Source organism: Paenibacillus pedocola (genome assembly GCF_031599675.1).
Lineage (GTDB): Bacteria > Bacillota > Bacilli > Paenibacillales > Paenibacillaceae > Paenibacillus_AQ > Paenibacillus_AQ pedocola.
Window position 1 is genome coordinate 5075265 of record NZ_CP134223.1, and the last position, 17903, is coordinate 5093167.

The following is a 17903-nucleotide window of genomic DNA, read 5'->3' on the forward strand; positions in this document are numbered from 1 at the left end:
GGCCGGATACATACCCAGCCGCTTTTTATAGAACTTTAGTTGTAGATCAATAGTAGCGCAGTTTATTTAGAAAGATTGTCGATTTATGAGAGAAAAATTTTTTTATTTCTAAATATGAATAGTTTTAGACAAGACTCAGCAGTTTCTCCCTCACACTGTCGGCCTCATAATTAGCCATCAGCGTCCGATGTGCCTGCTCCGCCAGCATGGCTCCCTGTTTACGATCCTGGAGCAATTGCACGACACTGCCGGCAAAAGTCACGGGATCATCGGCAATCATAATATTGCTGCCATGCTTGTAGAGCAAACCTTCCGCGCCTTTGGTACTGGAGACAACAGGGGTCTTCAGCGCCCAGGCTTCCAGTATCTTCAGACGGGTCCCGCTCCCTTCCAGCAGAGGTGCAATAACCACCTGTGCTCTCCGTACATAGTCAGCTACACTGTCTACATAACCGGTGATCACAATGGACGGATCCTTCTCTGCCAGTGCTGCCACATCAGGATGCACATCCCGGCCTACAATATACCATTTGATCTCCGGAACCTGTGCTTTGATCAGCGGATAGATATCGCGGTAAAAATAAACGGCTGCATTAACGTTCGGAAAGTAGTTCATATTCCCGGGAAGGATGATCCACTTCTCTTTCTCCGGTTCTGCTTTTGAACGGTAATCGCCAATCTTGATGAAGTTGGGGATGACATGCACTTTGTAGGAGTTTTTGGTGGACAGCGCTTTGAAGGACAATCCGTCCTGTTCAGAGGTTGTAAGCAGCAGATTGGTCTTGTCCATCAGCTTCAGTTCATCCAGCCGGGTCCAGAACGCATTCAGCTTAAAATACAGCTTGGCGATACCCTGCTTCTTTTGTGCCAGCTGCGCCGAGAGATTGCTCTCGAAATTGTGGGCATCCGTAATAATGACTGCCTCCGGCAGCACTCCGCGAACAATATCAATACAGGATCCTAGCAGGCTATGAGAGATAAAGACGTGACTATAGCTGTTCTGTTTGCTAAGCATAATAATCTCGCTGTGCATATCCATATCTGCATGGCTCATATATGAGCAGTTGCGCCACTTATAGAGTGAACGGAGCATCGCCTTGCGGTAACTCATCCGGCGTTCCACTTCATGCATGGTAAAGGCCGGCACACTCTCTTGCGGCTTCTGCTCCCGCGGGTTCCGGTAGGTTAGCAGGTCCACCTCATATTTCATCATCAAAATATTCAGAATATTGCCAGTCCTCAGTTTGCCGCCGCTGTCTTGCGGAAAAGGATTCTCAGCGGAAATAAACAGTAATCTTTCCTTCATGACCTCGTCTCCTACTCTCCACTTTATCTGTAATTTTTTGGACTTATTTATTCATTTAGGATATATTACCCCAAAGCGGCGCAGGTTTTTGTCGTTTTATGGGATTTTGCAGAAATATTTCAAAATATTCTTCACGTCTAAAAGTGCAGGACCGCCATACAACAGGGTTGTACACGCTTCCATTAAAATTAAATAAATTTTATAAAAAAAGCGTATCCTTTCCGAATGATCAGAAAGAATACGCTTCGAGATACAGCTTCAATCGTTTATGCTTGTTTACCGTGCTCCTTCAGAGCTTCCGCCAAGGTGTACCCGACCTTCCAGATATCTCCGGCGCCCATAGTGAGCACCAGATCACCTGGAGCAATACGGCCTTGCAGGTCTGCCAGTACGGCTTCCTTGGTCGGCAGATGCCTTGCCCCGGCGTTGCTGTTCTGCACGATCAGCTCCACCAGTTTCGCGGAGGTCACGCCTTCAATTTGCTTCTCACCGGCCGGCGAGTAAATGTCGGTAATGATTACCTCATCTGCTTCACTGAAGGCCCGGCTGAACGCATCCAGCAGGAAGAATGTGCGGGTATAACGCTGCGGCTGGAAGACGGCAATAATCCGTTTACCAGTAGCTTTGGCGGCGCTGATCGTAGCCTGAATTTCTGTAGGGTGATGCGCATAGTCATCAATCACCAGAATGTCATTTGCTTCGCCAAGCACCTGGAACCGGCGTTTGGCACCGTGGAACTTCACGATAGCGTCAGCGATGGCCTCGAAAGCGATGCCCGACTTCAGGCAGGCGATAACCGCAGCCATTGAATTGTACAGATTGTATTTTCCGGGAATGGACAGCTCAATCCGTCCCAGCACTTGACCGTGGCTACTCATCGTATATGAGACCAGCCGGTCGCCCAGCACGATGTCAGTGGCGGTATAATCCGCATCCGGCGAATGAATGCCGTATGTGATAACATTGCCTTTCACTTCAGACAACAGCGAGCTTGCCGTTTCATCATCGGCACAGACGATAGCCGTGCCGTCTTCACGAAGCTGATTCATAAACTGGACGTAGGCAGCCTTCAGCTTGCCGAAATCACCGCCATAGTTCTCCAGATGATCCGCTTCAATATTAGTAACAATCGCCAGCCAAGGATGGTACTGAAGGAAGGAGCCGTCACTTTCATCCGCTTCCGCCACGACGAATTCTCCTTGTCCAGCCTTGGCATTGGTGCCGACATTCATAATTTCCCCGCCGATAATATATGTCGGGTCCACTCCGCAATCCTCCATAATCAAAGCGATCATCGAGGAGGTGGTTGTTTTGCCGTGCGCCCCTGCAACGGCAACTCCCTTGCGTTCATTCAGCAGCCGGGCAAGCATCTGGGAACGGTGCAGAACCGGGATTTTGAGACGCTCCGCCTCCACCCATTCCACATTGTCGCTTGCCAGCGCCGTAGAGTAAACTACGAGATCCGCACCTTTTACCTGCTCAGCAGTATGTCCGATATAAACCTTGGCACCTTTGGCAATCAGTTTCTCTGTCAATTCCTGAGCTGCCACATCGGAGCCCGTAACCGTATATCCCATCTCAAGCATTACCCGGGCAATCGCGCTCATTCCGTAGCCGCCGATCCCTATAAAATGCACACGTTCAGTAGTATCCAACAGTTCGTCACCAGCCTTTTTCAGAATCGGGTTGCCGCAAAAGCGTACTGCGCACATCGGAGATCAGATACAGCGTGCCGGACACGACCGCAAGATCTTTCTCTGACGTGATCGACTGCAGCAGCTGCAGCGCCTTACCCCAATTACGTTCTACTATGATTTCCAAATTTTCTTTGGCATATTTCTCCCGCAGACGTTCTGCGATAGCCTGCAGATCTTCCGCGTCCATTTTCTTCCGGAAATCCGGTTCGGTCAGGATGAGCGTATCCACTATAGGCAGTATATGCTTGAAGTATGACTCATGATGCTTATTTGCCAGCATCCCCATGAGCAAATTTAATTTGCCGTACTTATAAAACTGCGGCAGGCTTTTGGCCAGACTCTCCGCGCCTTCAGGATTATGTGCCCCGTCGAGTACTATCCGCGGAGAGCGGCCTACTTCCTCCAGCCTTCCAGCCCAGAACGTATTCTTAAAGCCTTCCAGCACATCCTCGTCCTCCAGCATGAACGCCATGTATTGACGAAGAACCTCCAGCGTCATCATGGCCCCGGCCGCATTACTCAGCTGATGCTCGCCTTTCATGCCAATGCCAACGTTCAGCGAACGGAACGGGCCTTTAAAGTTAAACCGCTGTACACCATCCTCAATCCCCGTCAGATCATAGCTGAAATCTTCTCCCGCCAGATAGAGGGTCGAGCGGCAGGCAGCCGCTTTGGCCTTAAGCACAGCGATCACTTCGGGCTGGCTCACGCAGCTGACTACAGGAACTCCGGGCTTGATGATTCCGGCTTTCTCACCGGCAATCTTCTCCAGGGTATCTCCCAGCACATCGGTATGATCATGGCCGACATTTGTAATCACGGACACGACTGGCGTCACGATGTTCGTTACATCCAGCCTTCCCCCAAGACCCGTCTCCCATACGACTACATCGGGATAACAACGCTCCGCATAGTAGAGGATAGCCAGCGCCGTAGCCACCTCAAACATCGTAGGTGAACCCAGGTCAGTCCCGGCAATTTCTTCGACAAGCGGACGCAGCTTCTCTGCAAGCTCAGCGAGCGTCTCTTCAGGAATATCCATGCCATTATACTGAAAACGGTTGGTGAATTTGGTGATATAGGGAGAAGTGAACGTTCCAACGCTATACCCGCTCTTCAGCAGCACACTTGTCAAAAAAGCGCAGGTCGAGCCTTTGCCGTTCGTCCCCGCTACATGAATGAACTTCAGCTTGCGGTGCGGATTGCCCAGCTTCTCCATCAGCACTTCGATCCGCTCCAGCCCCGGACGGATGCCGAAAGGAATAAGACCGTTAATCCAGTCGACCGCTTCTGTATAAGAACTTAAGGGAGCGGTACCGCCGCTCCCGATCATCTCTTCCATGTCCCTTATCCTCTCAGCTCTGCGATGCGGGCCAGCACTTTCTCGCGCTTAGCGGAATAGTCCGCCTGCTTAGCCCGTTCCTCTTCGATGACTTTAGCCGGTGCCTTGGCAACAAACCCTTGGTTGCCAAGCTTCTTCTCTACGCGTTCTACTTCGCTGTTCAGCGTCTGCACTTCTTTTTCCAGACGGATAATTTCCTGTTCGATATCGATCAGACCGGATAGCGGCAGCAGGAGCTCTGCTCCTGTAACTACTGCGGACATAACCTTATCCGGAGTTTGCGGATTAAGGCCTGCTTCGAACGAAGAAGTATTGCAGAAACGCCCGATGTAATTATCGTTGCGGGTAATGATGCTGAGCGTTTCTTCGCTGCCGGCTTTGATGATCAGCTCAACCTTTTTACTCATCGGCACGTTCACTTCAGCACGGATGTTACGAACCGCACGGATAACATCCATCAGCAGGTTCATTTCTGCAACGGCCTCAGGGTTCTCAAGCGCCGCATCGTACACAGGCCACTGCGCCAGGGTAATCGTCTCACCCTCATGCGGCAGATGCTGCCAGATTTCCTCGGTAATGAACGGCATGAACGGATGAATCAGGCGCAGCGTGCGGTCCAGCACATAGGCAAGCACTGATTGGGTCTTGGCTTTGGCGGCTGCATCCGCACCATAAAGCGACAGCTTCGCGAACTCGATATACCAGTCACACAGATCATCCCAAATGAAGTTGTACAGGAGACGGCCAGTCTCACCGTACTCGTACGAGTCAATTAGACGCGTAATATCGCGAGAAGTTTCGTTCAGGCGGTGTAAAATCCAGCGGTCCGCCGTAGTAAGCTCACCCGTAATGTCAATATCTGCAAAGCTTACGCCTTCCAGATTCATCAGTGCGAAGCGGGAAGCATTCCAGATCTTATTGGCAAAATTACGCGCCTGCTCTACCTTCTCCATACGGAAACGCAGATCCTGTCCGGCCGTGCTGCCCGTTGAAATCATGTACCGCATGGCATCCGCACCATACTGCTCGATCACATCCAGCGGATCAATCCCGTTGCCAAGCGATTTGGACATTTTACGTCCTTCTGCATCACGTACCAGACCGTGCATGAAGACATCACCAAACGGCTTCTTGCCGGTAAATTCGAGTGCGGAGAAGATCATGCGCGCTACCCAGAAGTAAATGATGTCATAGCCGGTAACCAGGACGTTATTCGGATAAAAGCGCTGATAATCGCTGCTGTTCTCATCCGGCCAGCCGAGTGTGGCGAACGGCCACAGATTGGAGCTGAACCAGGTATCGAGAACATCCTCATCCTGCTTCAGATCATCAAGACCGCTGATTTCGCGGGCTTCTTCGATGGAATACGCTACAAACACTTCACCCGTAGACTCAGAGTACCAGGCCGGGATGCGGTGTCCCCACCACAATTGGCGGGAAATACACCAGTCACGTACATTTTCGATCCAGTTCAGATAGGTTTTCTCAAAACGGTCCGGCACGAAGTTAACGCCTTCACCGTTCTTCTGTGCAGTGATGGCGGCTTCGGCCAGCGGCTGCATCTTAACGAACCATTGGGTGGACAGGTAAGGCTCAACTACTGCCCCGGAACGCTCGCTGTGTCCAACCTGATGCACATGGTCCTCGATGGAGATCAGAACACCCTGCTCCTTCAGATCAGCAACGATATTCTTGCGGCATTCGCTGCGGTCCTGACCCTGGTAAGGTCCGGCTTCCTCATTCATCGTGCCGCCTTCGTCCATCACATTAATCTGCGGCAGGTTATGGCGCAGACCTACTTCGAAGTCGTTCGGATCATGGGCCGGAGTGATCTTCACCGCACCGCTGCCGAATTCCTTCTCTACATAATCATCGGCAATAACCGGAATCTCCCGGCCGATAATCGGCAGAATCAGAGTTTTGCCGATCAGGTCTTTGTAGCGTTCATCTTTAGGATGCACCGCTACCGCTGTATCACCCAGCATCGTCTCAGGACGTGTAGTCGCTACCGTAATAAAGCCGCTGCCGTCCTTAAGTGGATAACGCAGGTGATACAGGTGTCCGTTAACTTCCTTATATTCTACTTCGATGTCCGACAATGCGGTACGCGCAGCCGGATCCCAGTTGATAATACGCTTGCCGCGGTAGATCAGGCCTTTGCGGTACAGCTCAACAAAGACTTGGCGTACCCCTTTGGTCAATCCTTCATCCAGAGTAAACCGCTCACGCGAATAGTCCAGAGACAGCCCCATCTTCGCCCATTGCCCGTGAATGGTTTCGGCATACTGCTCTTTCCAGGCCCATACCTGCTCCAGGAATTTCTCGCGCCCGAGATCATGGCGTGAAATTCCCTGCTGGCGTAGCTTTTGCTCCACCTTGGTCTGGGTAGCGATCCCGGCATGGTCCGTTCCCGGCAGCCACAGGGTGTCGAAGCCCTGCATCCGCTTGGTGCGGATCAGGATATCCTGCAGCGTGAAATCCAGCGCATGCCCGATGTGCAGCATGCCCGTTACGTTCGGCGGGGGAATTACGATGCTGTAAGGCTCGGCATCAGGCCGCATGCCGGCCTTGAAGAATTCGTTCTCCATCCAGTAGGTGTACCATTTCTGCTCTGCCGCCTTCGGATCATATGTAGTCGGCATTTCGCTCTTGGCATTATTGTCAGCAGCGGCATTGTCTGCCGCAGCCTGCGTGTCCGGCAGCTCCGCTGCCGCATTAGTGTTGTGATCAGCCATGTTCTGAACCTCCATTAAGATAACTGTATTGTTTGTGGTCATGAAAATACAAAAAGGCCTTTCGTCTCAAAGGACGAAAGGCCATTCTTTCGCGGTACCACCTTTGTTTCGCGCTAACAGAAAATAAACCTCTGCCCGGGTACCTTACGGTTCCAGAGCTTAGCGCGACACTCACGCAGATAACGGCTGCATCCGGCCACATCCTACACTGCAGCCCTGATTCAGGGTATGCATTCAGAAGGGCGACTCCGGGGCGACTTCGGTGGCTGCATCCTGCGGAAATTCACAGCAATTACAATTCCGCTCTCTGAAGGGCTGACCGCCTACTCTTCCCGTTCCCAGTCTTTAGCTAAGTTTTACTTAATCCCATAATACAGTTAGTGCTATTCCTAGTCAACCAGCATACGCACAAACCGCGGGACTTATACCGCCTAAATAAAATATTTGGCGAAATACAAAAAGAAACCTCTCCTTTCTGAAAAATGGAAGTGCGACCAACCATTTTATAAGGAGAGATTTCTTTCGTACCTATTCATGCCGTTCACAAAGCTCTAAGGAATGTATAAGACCTGACCTTCTTCCACATTCTGGCCGGACAGCCGGTTGTACATGACCAGTTCCCGTGCACTCAGCTGATATTTCTCGGCAATAGTGTCCAGAGTATCTTCCCGCTGTACAATGCAGAGCCGGACTTTGCGGAACAGATCCGCGCCGCCCAATCCGCCGATGAAGCGGCTCTTCCATTCACTATCATTCCCGGCCTCAGGAATAGGCGCAGCAGGAACCGCTCCGCTCAGGGCGGCAGTCTCCTGCTCCTTATGGGCACGGCTTGAACTGAGCAATGAAGAAAATGTGAGATGCTCCTTTGCAGGGGTCTCTTCTTCCTTCTTGCTTCCTAAAGCGATTTTCAAGTCAGTCTTTTCTTCCTGGGCGGGCAGCGTCTCCGGTGAATGAAAGACTTCATTCTCCTTATATTCTGCTGGCTCGGGGAGCACCTCTTCATCCTGAGCCTGAACCTCAGGCGGAGCATTATCCTCTGCTTCGGCAGCAACCGTAGGTTCTTCCCGGTTACCCGCATAATCCCCTGCCCCAGCTGCGTTTTCTTCAAAATCAGTCACTTGTGCTGCAGCAGGTATAACAGCATCCGGGAAAGCACTGCCTGAGACTTGCGCTAATTCCGGAGAGTTAAGCGTATTGGCAGCTTCCGCCTTCTCCCGAGCACCAAAAAAGTGTCCGGAAAGCGGCTCTGCATTGCCTTTGTGGGAATCAAAGCTATGCGTCCGCAGCTTCGCTTCCTTGTCCTTCTGCAGCTGTGCTGATGAGCCTGCCGGCTGAGTGTAGACAGAGCCTTCCACGAAAAGCGGATTTATTGGAGCTTCTGCTGTAAAGACAGCATTCTCGTGTTCATCTGCCGGGGCTTCAGCCGCACCTTCGCCGTAGGTCCACAGCGAATTCTCATACAGGGCATCGTTATCATGCTCACGGGGTTCAGCCGGAGCATCACTTCCCCGGCCTTCATCCTCCGGAGAATAAGCAACTGTGTATTCTTCCTGCTGCCAGGCGGCCCCAGTATCCGTTCCGCCGATTCCCCGCAGGGAGAGCACGCCTGTTATGTTGACAGTACGCATTGTAAGCAGGTCAACATCGAAGTTTTCGATCTCCACCCCTATGTCATCAAGTGAACTGACCCGGGTCAGCGGAACTGTGATTTCAACGGGAATGGAATGCTCCAGACGCTCGGTCCGGTCATTCTCTCCCCGGTAAAGTCCGGTGAGCAGCAGCTGGCCGTAGAGCTCGGCCCGGTCCTCCCGCTGAATCACCTGAATATCCGGAATCAGCTCCACCTCTTCCAGCTCAGCTATTCCCGGAAGTTCTGCAGGTAGGTGGATGCGTTCATAAATATCAAACCGCAAGCCGTGGGACTGGTCAAACACGGGAAATGTCCTCCTTCTTGGCATAATCTAACTCTGAGACAAGCCCAGAGTATAAGCCCAAAATGTTACTCCACTCATGTATATGCTTCAATCAGGAAGGCATGACTATTTTGGACACAACAGCATAAGTCACGGGTTACTTCACTTACCGGAGAGGATGCTGGCGTCGGGAATCCAATATTCTGCCGGAAGTCTGCTGCGCAAAATCTGCTCCAGAGGATTACCGGGGTCGGTGAGACTGAGGATATCTGCAGGATGAAAAGCGCCGGGAATAGGCCGGGCTTTCCGTTTGATCAAATGCAATATACCGGCAGCAGCGCTTGGCTGCGGCCATCCCTGCATCCCTGCAGCCAAGCGGTATCCCTTGAGTGTCCCTTCCACCATCGCATCCAGTGAACGGCTGCGCCCAGCCCAGCACTTCGCCTCACTTCCTGTCTTGGCCCGCAGCTCGTCATCTTCCAGCAGCTGTTCCAGCTGTTTCGCCAGCGCCTCCGGATTCTCCGGAGGCACAATCCAGCCCGTTACCCCGTGCTGTACCATTTCCGGCATTCCTGACGTACCGGCTACAACCGGGGCAATGCCGGCAAGCTGCGCTTCAGTAACCGAAAAGGGCTGCGTATCCTGCAGGCTGGGCTGGACATAAATATCCGCTTCTGCCAGGGCAGCGGGGATATTGTCTATTTTGCCGGGGAATAAAACAAAGTCCTGGATGCCAAGCTCCTGCGCCTGCCCTTTCAGCTCCTCCATAAGGCTGCCGTTCCCGACGATCACACAGATCCAGTCCCGGCGCTGCTGCTTCACAATGCCAAGTGCACTGATCAATACATGAACTCCCTTGATATATTCAAGACGTCCGGCATACATAATGACCTTCCGCCCGTGATCCAGATGGAGCGGTGAGGGCATTGCCGCTTTTACCTCATATTCCTTCAGATTGACTCCATAGGGCTGAAGGTGAATCCGCTTCTGCTCCACTCCCAGCTCCACCACCAGCTGCCCGATCCATTCCGATGAGACCATAATCAGGTCCGCAGCGTTCGCACCAAGCTGTTCGATCCGGCGGAAATAGCTCCAGATCGGCCGACGCTCATATTCCAGCTTTGTCAGCCCCGGCTCAAGCCCCTTGTATTCATAAAACGACTCGCGGGCCAGAGCCCCATGAACACTGGAAACCAGCGGTACCGGAACCTTCATAATCCGCCGCAGCGCATAAGAGGAAATAAGATCCTGGGCATGGATCACATCATAATTCTCCAGGCCCAGCGCCGCAGCCCCGCCTTCGAATACATAGCGCCCCAGCTCAAAGCTGAAAATGCCATGCTCCTGATGCAAATGGGGAAACTTCTGCGGATCCAGATAAGGCAGCAGCGCTGTATAAAAAGCTTTTTTGTCAAAAAAAGCGTTCTCGTTCAGCAGATATAAGGTATTGCTCTCCACATGGCTGCCCATGAGCGTTACCGTATGCCCCTGCTCGCCCAGTTTGTCTGAGAGTTGTTTCATGTACGTCCAGATTCCCCCCATATTGGTGAGTCCCCAGTAGGTAACCAGCAATATCCTCATGAATCCCTCTCCCCGGCTAATAGAATTCACTAATGAACAAAGTATTATATGACCGGCGCCGGTTCCCCGACATGGGTGAGAGTCTCTTTTGTACAACAAAGAAAATAGCCTGTAAATTTTCAAAATATATTTTTATCACACTTCGCCATTTCGGGTATAATCGGTATAACTCTGGGAAAGGAAGTCAGGCGATGATGTCAAAAGCGCGAATTTTCGATTTGTCACTGTTTGTTGCTGCTGTAGGCATAGCAATCGGGACACATCCCGATGTAGCCTTGAACTATACATATCTCAAAGCGATGCTGCTGTACTGGGTATTCGCCAGCTTTTATTTCCAGCTGCGTATTGTGACCCGGAGCGGAAACTCAACCATTGACTACGCGATTAGCTACACTTCCTCCTTTGGTATTTTTGCCGGCCCGCTGGGTACGCTGATCTATGAGATTTGTTACCGGTTTACCGTACTTATCTACAAAAAGAAAACGAAAACCGCTGATCCCGGAGAGTTCCTGGATACCTTCTACAATATCGGTTCCTTCACGCTCGGCGGTACTTCCGCCTATTATTTGTACACGCTTCTCTATCCGGTTGCCGCCAATTTCCCGGCCGGATACTGGCTGCTGTTCCTTTTGGTAGTCTGTGTTACAACCTTTCTGTCCTCAGGCTTCCTGGTGATCACCTTTGCACTCTCAGGCGATATTAAGACGCGGAAAGAAGCGCTGAATTTGCTGTTAAAAAGCCGGAATCTGCTGGACTTCAGCAAAGTCGCACTAACCAATGCCCTGCTGCTGCGCCTGCTTCAAATGGAAAAATGGGAGATGCTGATCGCTCTTTTCCTGCTGAATTACATCGTCAGCCTCTCCTTCTTCTCGAAGTCGCAGAGCGCCCAGCATAAGTTCGAACGGGACAAATTCGAGCAGATGGCTTACCGGGACTTTTTGACCGGCAGCTTCAACCGTGCCCATATGGACAAAATGATGAAAGAGCTGGATCATAGCGGTGAATGTATAGGCATCGTAGTGGCGGACATCGACCGGTTCAAAAAAATCAACGACACCTACAATCATGCCGTCGGCGACAAAGTCATCGTCGATTTTGCCGACACCCTGAAATCGCATTTGCAAGAAGACGATACTCTCTTCCGCAGCGGTGGAGAAGAGTTCACTCTGTTCCTGAGAAATAAATCCTTCGTGGAGTGCCGGTCCATAATTGAAGAAATTCAGAATGATATTGCAGAGCATTCCGCTGCGGCGGAGTATGAGGATCAGATGATCAAAGTCAGGTATTCAGCTTCCTTCGGCCTCTATTACTACAAGACAGATCAGAACACCTCTATGCAAAAAGGTTATGTCTGCGCGGACCAGCTGCTGCTGGAGTCCAAAAAACTCGGCAGAAACCGGCTCACGCACAAAAATGAGCTGGCCGATTAATGCCGAGGCAGAAATCAGACAAAGAGCCGTTTCACCGGGTAGTCCGGCTGAAACGGCTCTTTGCGTAGGCGGAGTGCAGCTCCGCCTTCTGTTCTCTTACAGCTCAGTGGCATTGAATGTATCTCCGCCAGCAATCGTGCCGGAATTGAAGCCTTTATAGAACCAGCGTTTCCGCTGCTCCGAGGTTCCGTGCGTGAAGCTGTCCGGTACCGCATAGCCCTGGGTCTGCTTCTGGATCGTATCATCTCCGACTGCACTGGCTGCCGTCAATGCTTCGTCCAAGTCGCCTTCCTCCAGCAGATTCATACCCTGGGCATGATTAGCCCACACACCGGCCAGATAATCGGCCTGCAGCTCAAAGCGGACCTGATATTTGTTGAATTCTGTTTCACTCAGGCTCTGGCGGAGCGCATTCAGCTTCTCCGAGGTTCCAAGCAGGGTCTGTACATGATGCCCTACCTCGTGGGCAATAACGTAAGCCATCGCAAAATCGCCCGGGGCCTGAAAACGCTGCTGCAGCTCATCATAGAAACTAAGATCAATATACAGCTTGCTGTCGCCCGGACAATAAAAGGGCCCAACCGCCGAGCTAGCTGTCCCGCAGGCTGAATCTACACTGCCGCTGTAGAGCACCAGCGTAGGGTCCGTATAGGTCAATCCCTGCTGTGCGAATACCTCTGTCCATACATCCTCCGTATCTGCCAGCACGACAGAGACAAATTCCGCTAGCTCTTTGTCCTGCGCCGTCTCCTGGTAAGGAGCATTGGAGGTAGTGCCGCCGGAAGTCAGACCTCCCAAAATATCACCGACATTGCCGCCGCTGAGCAGCGTTACGATCACCACCAGAATGATACCGCCGATCCCGCCGCCGACCATTTTGCCGCCGCCGCCCATGCCCCTGCGGTCCTCCACATTCGAGCTGCCTCTTCTACCCTGCCATTTCATAGGTGAGCCCCCCAGTCGTATTTACACTAAACGATTCATGTGAACAGAACTCTTAATAGTGTTATACCCAAAATCTGCAGAAGCTCACTTCCACTTGCTGGGTTTGCGGTCGAGGAAGACCTGGAATGGGAAATCGTTGGCTGCAAAATTTTCAGAGTTATATTTCAGAGTTACAATAGAAAACTCGTCCAATAAAGAGGCATTTAATTTTTAGAAATAGTATTTTTTCCCATGTAAAATTTAATATGTTATTAGTTGAACATTTTGTATTTAAAATGAGAGGAAGAGTGAAATTTGAAACTAAAAAAAACCATTGTTTCTGGATTAGTTGCCGCATCCGTTTTTTGTGCAGGCAGTTTAACAGCATTCGCCGGTTACCAAAGTTATTTTTATGCGTCTAAAGCAGAGTATGAAGCTATGGTAAAAACATCTGGAAATTATTACTATTTAGCAGCAGCTACAGGGGATTATAATTGTTTGGGATATGCATTAGGCGATACCAGTCATTGGGTCTGGCCTTGGGGAAGCTCTAACCCAACTTTACAACAGGCGAATAACTATATGACCTCCCAAATGTACAACCCGTATCCCTATTCTTCAACACCATCAAATGTGAAAATAATTGCATATGGTACATCAACCAGTAATGTTACACATTTTTCTAAGGTAGCAGACGCAAATCATTCAAATGCAAAATGGGGCGGCTGGGAAAGATTACAGTCATTGGGCTGGGATCCTTACACTAATCTTGTATACGGTTCAGCATTAGAGAAATATAATTAATTAAACATGGAGGTGAAACAATGAAGAAGCTGATTGTGGGATTGTTCGCCCTTGGTTTTACCGCTACTGCCTTGTTTACTTTGTATCCCAAGAATGCAGAGGCATCCGTTGAGAAACAAATTGATGACAACACTACTTTGCTCGCTCAGCAAATCCAAAATGAAATTAGTAACAAGACAAAATTGTCACTCAGCAGCAATCCTTATGACTATATCAAGGACAGCGAAGAATATGAAAATATAGTGAAACTGGGATATAAAGCTTTCCCGGTACTGGAGAAGAAGATTGATGAAAGCGAAGGCAGTGGTCTCTTTGACTATATATACGCCGCTGCAATTGAAGAGATTGCAAAAGTAAACTTAAAAGAGGACGATCCGACTCCCTGGGACACCGGCGAAAAATTCTCCGAAAAATGGAAGGTGAAATTAGAAAGCATTCCAGGAAATGTTGAGAAAATTGCGTCTTCTTCTGAGCAATCCGATGATGATAAAATCAGATCATTAACAAAGCTTGGACTTCCTGCGGTACCCTTTATAATCGACCAAGTCGAGGCTGGTAAAACTGAATTATTTCCGGCAATTCAATATTTAGTCTCAGACAGCGGGGAGCTGAGCAAGTCAATTTCTCCAGTTGATTCAGCACAATGGACTAAGGAGAATAAGGCTAAATTTGATGATCTGAAAAAATACGTACTGGAAAAATAATAAAAATTCCTGTTGAATTGTGCACAGTTGATTTTGATTGTATTCTCTGCAAACATAAAGGCCGGGGGAAACGCCAGATTACAGGCGTTTCCCCCGGCCTTAACTGTCTATAATGCCGAAGATAGAATATGTTTACTGAATCCGAGATATGCGACGCCATAGGTTGCTTAGAGCTGAGGACCTCCGAGCGACTCCCGCAGCCGCAGCATGTCCTCCGGCCAGGGATCGGCCACCAGGATCTGCTCTTTGCTCCAGGGATGGCGGAAAGCCAGAGACTCACCGTGCAGCGCCTGGCGGCCGCGTTCTGCAAGACCCCAGCGCGGTCCGCCGTAGAGCTCATCACCAATGAGCGGATGGCCGACATGGCTGAGATGGACGCGGATCTGATGCGTACGTCCGGTCTCAAGCTCGACCTTCAGCGAGGTGCCGCCGCGCAGTACCTCACGCCCGATGATCCGCGTTACCGCCGGCTGGCCGCCGGGCGAGACCCGCCGGCGTGACGCATGATGGCGGTCACGGCCGATCGGCTCGTCGATAACGGTAAGCGCGGGCGGCACAATGCCTTCGGCGATAGCCGCGTACAGGCGCGAAATATTCTTGCCGCGCATATCCTCGTCGAGTGCAAGCTGGGCATATTCATTCTTCGCGTACAGCACAGGTCCCGTTGTATCCTTGTCCAGGCGGTGAATATGGCGTACTGCCACACCTCCGCCGGAAGATGCATAATGTCCGGCCACCAGATGATCCAGCGTAGCTTCCGTTCCGCTGCCGTCCGGGTGCACGGCCATGCCCGCTGGCTTATGGACGACAAGGCAGAAGTCGTCCTCATACAGCACGCCGGCTTCCTGCCATATCGGCTCGATCCCTGCTTCCCGGTACGGGAAGAGCGCCAGCCGCAGCCGGTCGCCCCGCCACTGGATGCCGCCCTCGCGGCGCAGCCGCGTGTGCAGCTTCAGCGGCATCCCGGCGGTCTCCAGCAGCCACAGATCTATGGCTGCTTCCTTGTCGGCAGCTCCGGTGACAGCCCGGCCGGGCATGGCTTCCAGCCATTCCCCCCGCCGGGTCCAGGCGCCGCCGCCCTTGAAGCTGGCGCCCTCTCCGCCAGCCGTCACAGCGATTTCAAGGCCTGGTAATGGGCCTCGATCGTATCGTCAATATCCTGCTCGGTGTGCACACCAGAGACGAACATGCCTTCAAACTGCGACGGCGGAACGCTGATGCCCTGATCGAGCATTTTGCCGAAGTAGGTACGGAATCTGTTCAGGTCGCTTGTCTTCGCCGTTTCGAAGTTGTAAACCGGCCCTTCGGTAAAGAACGGACAGACCATCGAACCTACACGGTTGACCGTCAGCGGAACGCCGGTCTCTTCGCTGTTGCGCTTCAGTCCTGCTTCCAAGCGCGCACCGAGCGTTTCCAGCCGGCCGTACACCTCCGGTGTCAGCAGCTTCAGCGTGCTGTAACCGGCAGCCATTGCCAGCGGATTGCCGCTGAGCGTTCCCGCCTGATAGATCGGACCGGAAGGCGCGATCTGCTCCATAATTTCTCTCCGGCCGCCATACGCACCAACCGGAAGACCGCCGCCGATTACTTTGCCGAAGCAGGTCAGGTCAGGATCAATCCCGAACAACCCCTGCGCACAGCCCCGGTTCACCCGGAAGCCGGTCATCACCTCATCAAATATCAGCAAGGCCCCGTACCCCGTCGTCACCTTGCGCAAGCCTTCGAGGAAGCCCGGCTGCGGCGGCACAACGCCCATATTTCCGGCAATCGGCTCGACAATCACAGCAGCGATCTCATTGCCGTAGCGTTCAAACGCGATTTTGGCACCTTCCAGATCGTTATATGGCACAGTGATTGTATTCACCGCAACGCCTTCCGGCACTCCCGGACTGTCGGGCAGACCCAGCGTAGCCACACCCGAACCGGCTTTGATCAGCAAGCTGTCAGCATGTCCATGGTAGGAGCCTTCGAACTTGAGGATTTTGCTACGTCCGGTATAGCCCCGGGCCAGGCGAATGGCACTCATCGTAGCTTCCGTACCGGAGTTAACCATCCGCACGATGTCGACAGAGGGTACGCGCTCCACTACAGTTTTAGCCATTTCCGTCTCCAGCAGGGTAGGCGCCCCGAAGCTTGTCCCTTTTACCGCAGTCTCCTGCAGCGCTTGGACTACCTCAGGATGGGCATGCCCCATAATGAGCGGCCCCCAGGAACAGACATAGTCGATAAAGCTGTTGCCGTCGATATCATAGATGCGCGAGCCGATCCCGTGATCCACGTACACCGGTGTCAGACCCACGGATTTGAACGCCCGCACCGGACTGTTCACCCCGCCGGGAATATACTGCTTTGCTTCTTCAAAAGCCGCCCTGGAAGCCTCTTCCCGGCGCGACAATGGCACATTGCCCATGCTTAATCACTCCTGTTCTGTTCTCTTAATTTAACCGCGCAGCCAGCGGGCGGCATCCTTCGCAAAATAAGTGATGATAATATCCGCGCCTGCGCGCTTCATGCCGGTTAGCATTTCTAGTACAACCGCCTGCTCATCAATCCAGCCTTGCAGCGCCGCTGCTTTGACCATAGAGTATTCACCGCTCACATTATAAGCCACCAGCGGCAGATCGAACTGGTCGCGGATGGTCCGGATCACATCCAGATAAGCCAGCGCCGGTTTGACCATCAGCATATCTGCCCCTTCCAGCACATCGGAATCCGCTTCGCGAATGGCTTCCCGCAGGTTGGCCGGGTCCATCTGATAGGTTTTGCGGTTACCGAACTGCGGTGCGGAATCAGCCGCCTCACGGAACGGGCCGTAGAAAGCAGAAGCGTATTTCACCGAATAGGACATAATCGGCACATGCTCGAATCCGTTCTCATCCAACCCGGTACGGATCGCCTGCACGAACCCGTCCATCATGTTCGAAGGGGCGATAATATCCGCGCCTGCCTTAGCCTGCGATACCGCAGTCCGGGTTAGCAGCTCCAGCGAAGCATCGTTGATCACATCGCCATGCACGACACCATCCACCACATGTGTATGGACCATCCCGCAGTGGCCGTGATCCGTAAATTCGCACAGGCACGTATCCGCAACGACCAGCAGCTCAGGATACCACTGCTTAATCAGCCGCGTCGCTTCCTGCACAATCCCGTCATCCGCGAAGCCGGAAGTACCGATGGCATCCTTGGTTTCAGGAATTCCGAACAGCAGGACAGCCGGAATGCCAAGTGCTGCAATCTCGTCCACCTCGGCCTTCAGCATATCCAGTGAAAAATGATATACGCCCGGCATCGAGCCGATCTCACTCTTCACTCCTGTTCCATAAGTCACAAAAATCGGCTGGATAAAGTCCAGCGTATTCAGCACCGTCTCCCGCACCATTCCGCGGATTCCGGCAGTACCGCGCAGACGGCGGTGCCGGGTAATTGGAAAACTCATTGGTATGTCCTCCTGTATAGTAGATATG

The 17903-nt window shown here is 52.1% G+C and carries 13 protein-coding genes and 1 other annotated feature; of the genes, 3 read left to right on the forward strand and 10 right to left on the reverse strand.

Going from position 1 to position 17903, the window contains the following annotated elements; genetic code table 11:
- Positions 1 to 124: 124 nt before the first annotated feature.
- The 6 genes from QU597_RS22490 to QU597_RS22515 form a co-directional block, all read right to left on the reverse strand.
- Positions 125 to 1306, reverse strand: coding sequence for a glycosyltransferase family 4 protein (locus tag QU597_RS22490; RefSeq protein WP_310829892.1), 1182 nt, complete (start codon positions 1304 to 1306; stop codon positions 125 to 127).
- A 266-nt stretch (positions 1307 to 1572) separates the two neighbouring features.
- On the reverse strand, positions 1573 to 2961 hold the full coding sequence (gene murC, locus QU597_RS22495; RefSeq protein WP_310829893.1) for a UDP-N-acetylmuramate--L-alanine ligase: 1389 nt from the start codon (positions 2959 to 2961) through the stop codon (positions 1573 to 1575).
- A 7-nt stretch (positions 2962 to 2968) separates the two neighbouring features.
- Positions 2969 to 4345, reverse strand: coding sequence for a bifunctional folylpolyglutamate synthase/dihydrofolate synthase (locus QU597_RS22500; protein WP_310829894.1), 1377 nt, complete (start codon positions 4343 to 4345; stop codon positions 2969 to 2971).
- A gap of 5 nt (positions 4346 to 4350) precedes the next feature.
- Positions 4351 to 6987 carry a valine--tRNA ligase gene (locus QU597_RS22505; protein ID WP_310833386.1) on the reverse strand — a complete coding sequence of 879 codons (2637 nt, stop codon included), beginning with the start codon at positions 6985 to 6987 and terminating at the stop codon, positions 4351 to 4353.
- Positions 6988 to 7146: 159 nt separating this feature from the next.
- Positions 7147 to 7429, reverse strand: a binding site (T-box leader).
- Positions 7430 to 7631: 202 nt separating this feature from the next.
- Positions 7632 to 9014, reverse strand: a complete 1383-nt coding sequence (locus tag QU597_RS22510; RefSeq protein WP_310829895.1) for a LysM peptidoglycan-binding domain-containing protein — start codon at positions 9012 to 9014, stop codon at positions 7632 to 7634.
- A 141-nt stretch (positions 9015 to 9155) separates the two neighbouring features.
- Positions 9156 to 10574 carry a glycosyltransferase family 4 protein gene (locus QU597_RS22515; protein ID WP_310829896.1) on the reverse strand — a complete coding sequence of 473 codons (1419 nt, stop codon included), beginning with the start codon at positions 10572 to 10574 and terminating at the stop codon, positions 9156 to 9158.
- 191 nt (positions 10575 to 10765) lie between these two features.
- On the opposite strand from QU597_RS22515, the gene QU597_RS22520 reads away from it, so the two are divergent.
- Positions 10766 to 12004 carry a GGDEF domain-containing protein gene (locus QU597_RS22520; RefSeq protein ID WP_310829897.1) on the forward strand — a complete coding sequence of 413 codons (1239 nt, stop codon included), beginning with the start codon at positions 10766 to 10768 and terminating at the stop codon, positions 12002 to 12004.
- 96 nt (positions 12005 to 12100) lie between these two features.
- On the opposite strand, the gene ypfJ is transcribed toward QU597_RS22520, so the two are convergent.
- The gene (ypfJ, locus tag QU597_RS22525; RefSeq protein WP_310829898.1) at positions 12101 to 12949 is read right to left on the reverse strand and encodes a KPN_02809 family neutral zinc metallopeptidase; all 849 of its coding nucleotides are present in this window, start codon (positions 12947 to 12949) and stop codon (positions 12101 to 12103) included.
- Positions 12950 to 13243: 294 nt separating this feature from the next.
- On the opposite strand from ypfJ, the gene QU597_RS22530 reads away from it, so the two are divergent.
- Positions 13244 to 13732: a DUF7689 domain-containing protein gene (locus QU597_RS22530; protein ID WP_310829899.1), complete on the forward strand. Its 489-nt coding sequence runs from the start codon at positions 13244 to 13246 to the stop codon at positions 13730 to 13732.
- A 20-nt stretch (positions 13733 to 13752) separates the two neighbouring features.
- Positions 13753 to 14436: a hypothetical protein gene (locus tag QU597_RS22535; protein WP_310829900.1), complete on the forward strand. Its 684-nt coding sequence runs from the start codon at positions 13753 to 13755 to the stop codon at positions 14434 to 14436.
- Positions 14437 to 14603: 167 nt separating this feature from the next.
- Here QU597_RS22535 and QU597_RS22540 read toward each other — a convergent pair whose 3' ends face one another.
- From QU597_RS22540 to hemB, 3 genes are all read right to left on the reverse strand, one after another.
- Positions 14604 to 15473, reverse strand: coding sequence for an RluA family pseudouridine synthase (locus tag QU597_RS22540; RefSeq protein ID WP_310833387.1), 870 nt, complete (start codon positions 15471 to 15473; stop codon positions 14604 to 14606).
- 71 nt (positions 15474 to 15544) lie between these two features.
- Complete coding sequence (gene hemL, locus QU597_RS22545; protein WP_206101690.1) at positions 15545 to 16846, reverse strand: glutamate-1-semialdehyde 2,1-aminomutase; 1302 nt, start codon at positions 16844 to 16846, stop codon at positions 15545 to 15547.
- A 30-nt stretch (positions 16847 to 16876) separates the two neighbouring features.
- Entirely contained in the window at positions 16877 to 17875 is a 999-nt protein-coding gene (gene hemB / locus QU597_RS22550; protein ID WP_206101691.1) for a porphobilinogen synthase, read from the reverse strand.
- Positions 17876 to 17903 lie beyond the last annotated feature (28 nt).

Bases quoted from the DNA above. Each gene is read 5' to 3' on its own strand.
- QU597_RS22505 (WP_310833386.1), bottom strand. From the start codon at position 6,987: ATGCCGACTACATATGATCCGAAGGCGGCAGAGCAGAAATGGTACACC.
- QU597_RS22520 (WP_310829897.1), top strand. From the start codon at position 10,766: ATGATGTCAAAAGCGCGAATTTTCGATTTGTCACTGTTTGTTGCTGCT.
- QU597_RS22500 (WP_310829894.1), bottom strand. From the start codon at position 4,345: ATGGAAGAGATGATCGGGAGCGGCGGTACCGCTCCCTTAAGTTCTTAT.
- hemL (WP_206101690.1), bottom strand. From the start codon at position 16,846: ATGGGCAATGTGCCATTGTCGCGCCGGGAAGAGGCTTCCAGGGCGGCT.
- QU597_RS22490 (WP_310829892.1), bottom strand. From the start codon at position 1,306: ATGAAGGAAAGATTACTGTTTATTTCCGCTGAGAATCCTTTTCCGCAA.
- QU597_RS22515 (WP_310829896.1), bottom strand. From the start codon at position 10,574: ATGAGGATATTGCTGGTTACCTACTGGGGACTCACCAATATGGGGGGA.
- QU597_RS22540 (WP_310833387.1), bottom strand. From the start codon at position 15,473: ATGCCCGGCCGGGCTGTCACCGGAGCTGCCGACAAGGAAGCAGCCATA.
- QU597_RS22535 (WP_310829900.1), top strand. From the start codon at position 13,753: ATGAAGAAGCTGATTGTGGGATTGTTCGCCCTTGGTTTTACCGCTACT.
- ypfJ (WP_310829898.1), bottom strand. From the start codon at position 12,949: ATGAAATGGCAGGGTAGAAGAGGCAGCTCGAATGTGGAGGACCGCAGG.
- hemB (WP_206101691.1), bottom strand. From the start codon at position 17,875: ATGAGTTTTCCAATTACCCGGCACCGCCGTCTGCGCGGTACTGCCGGA.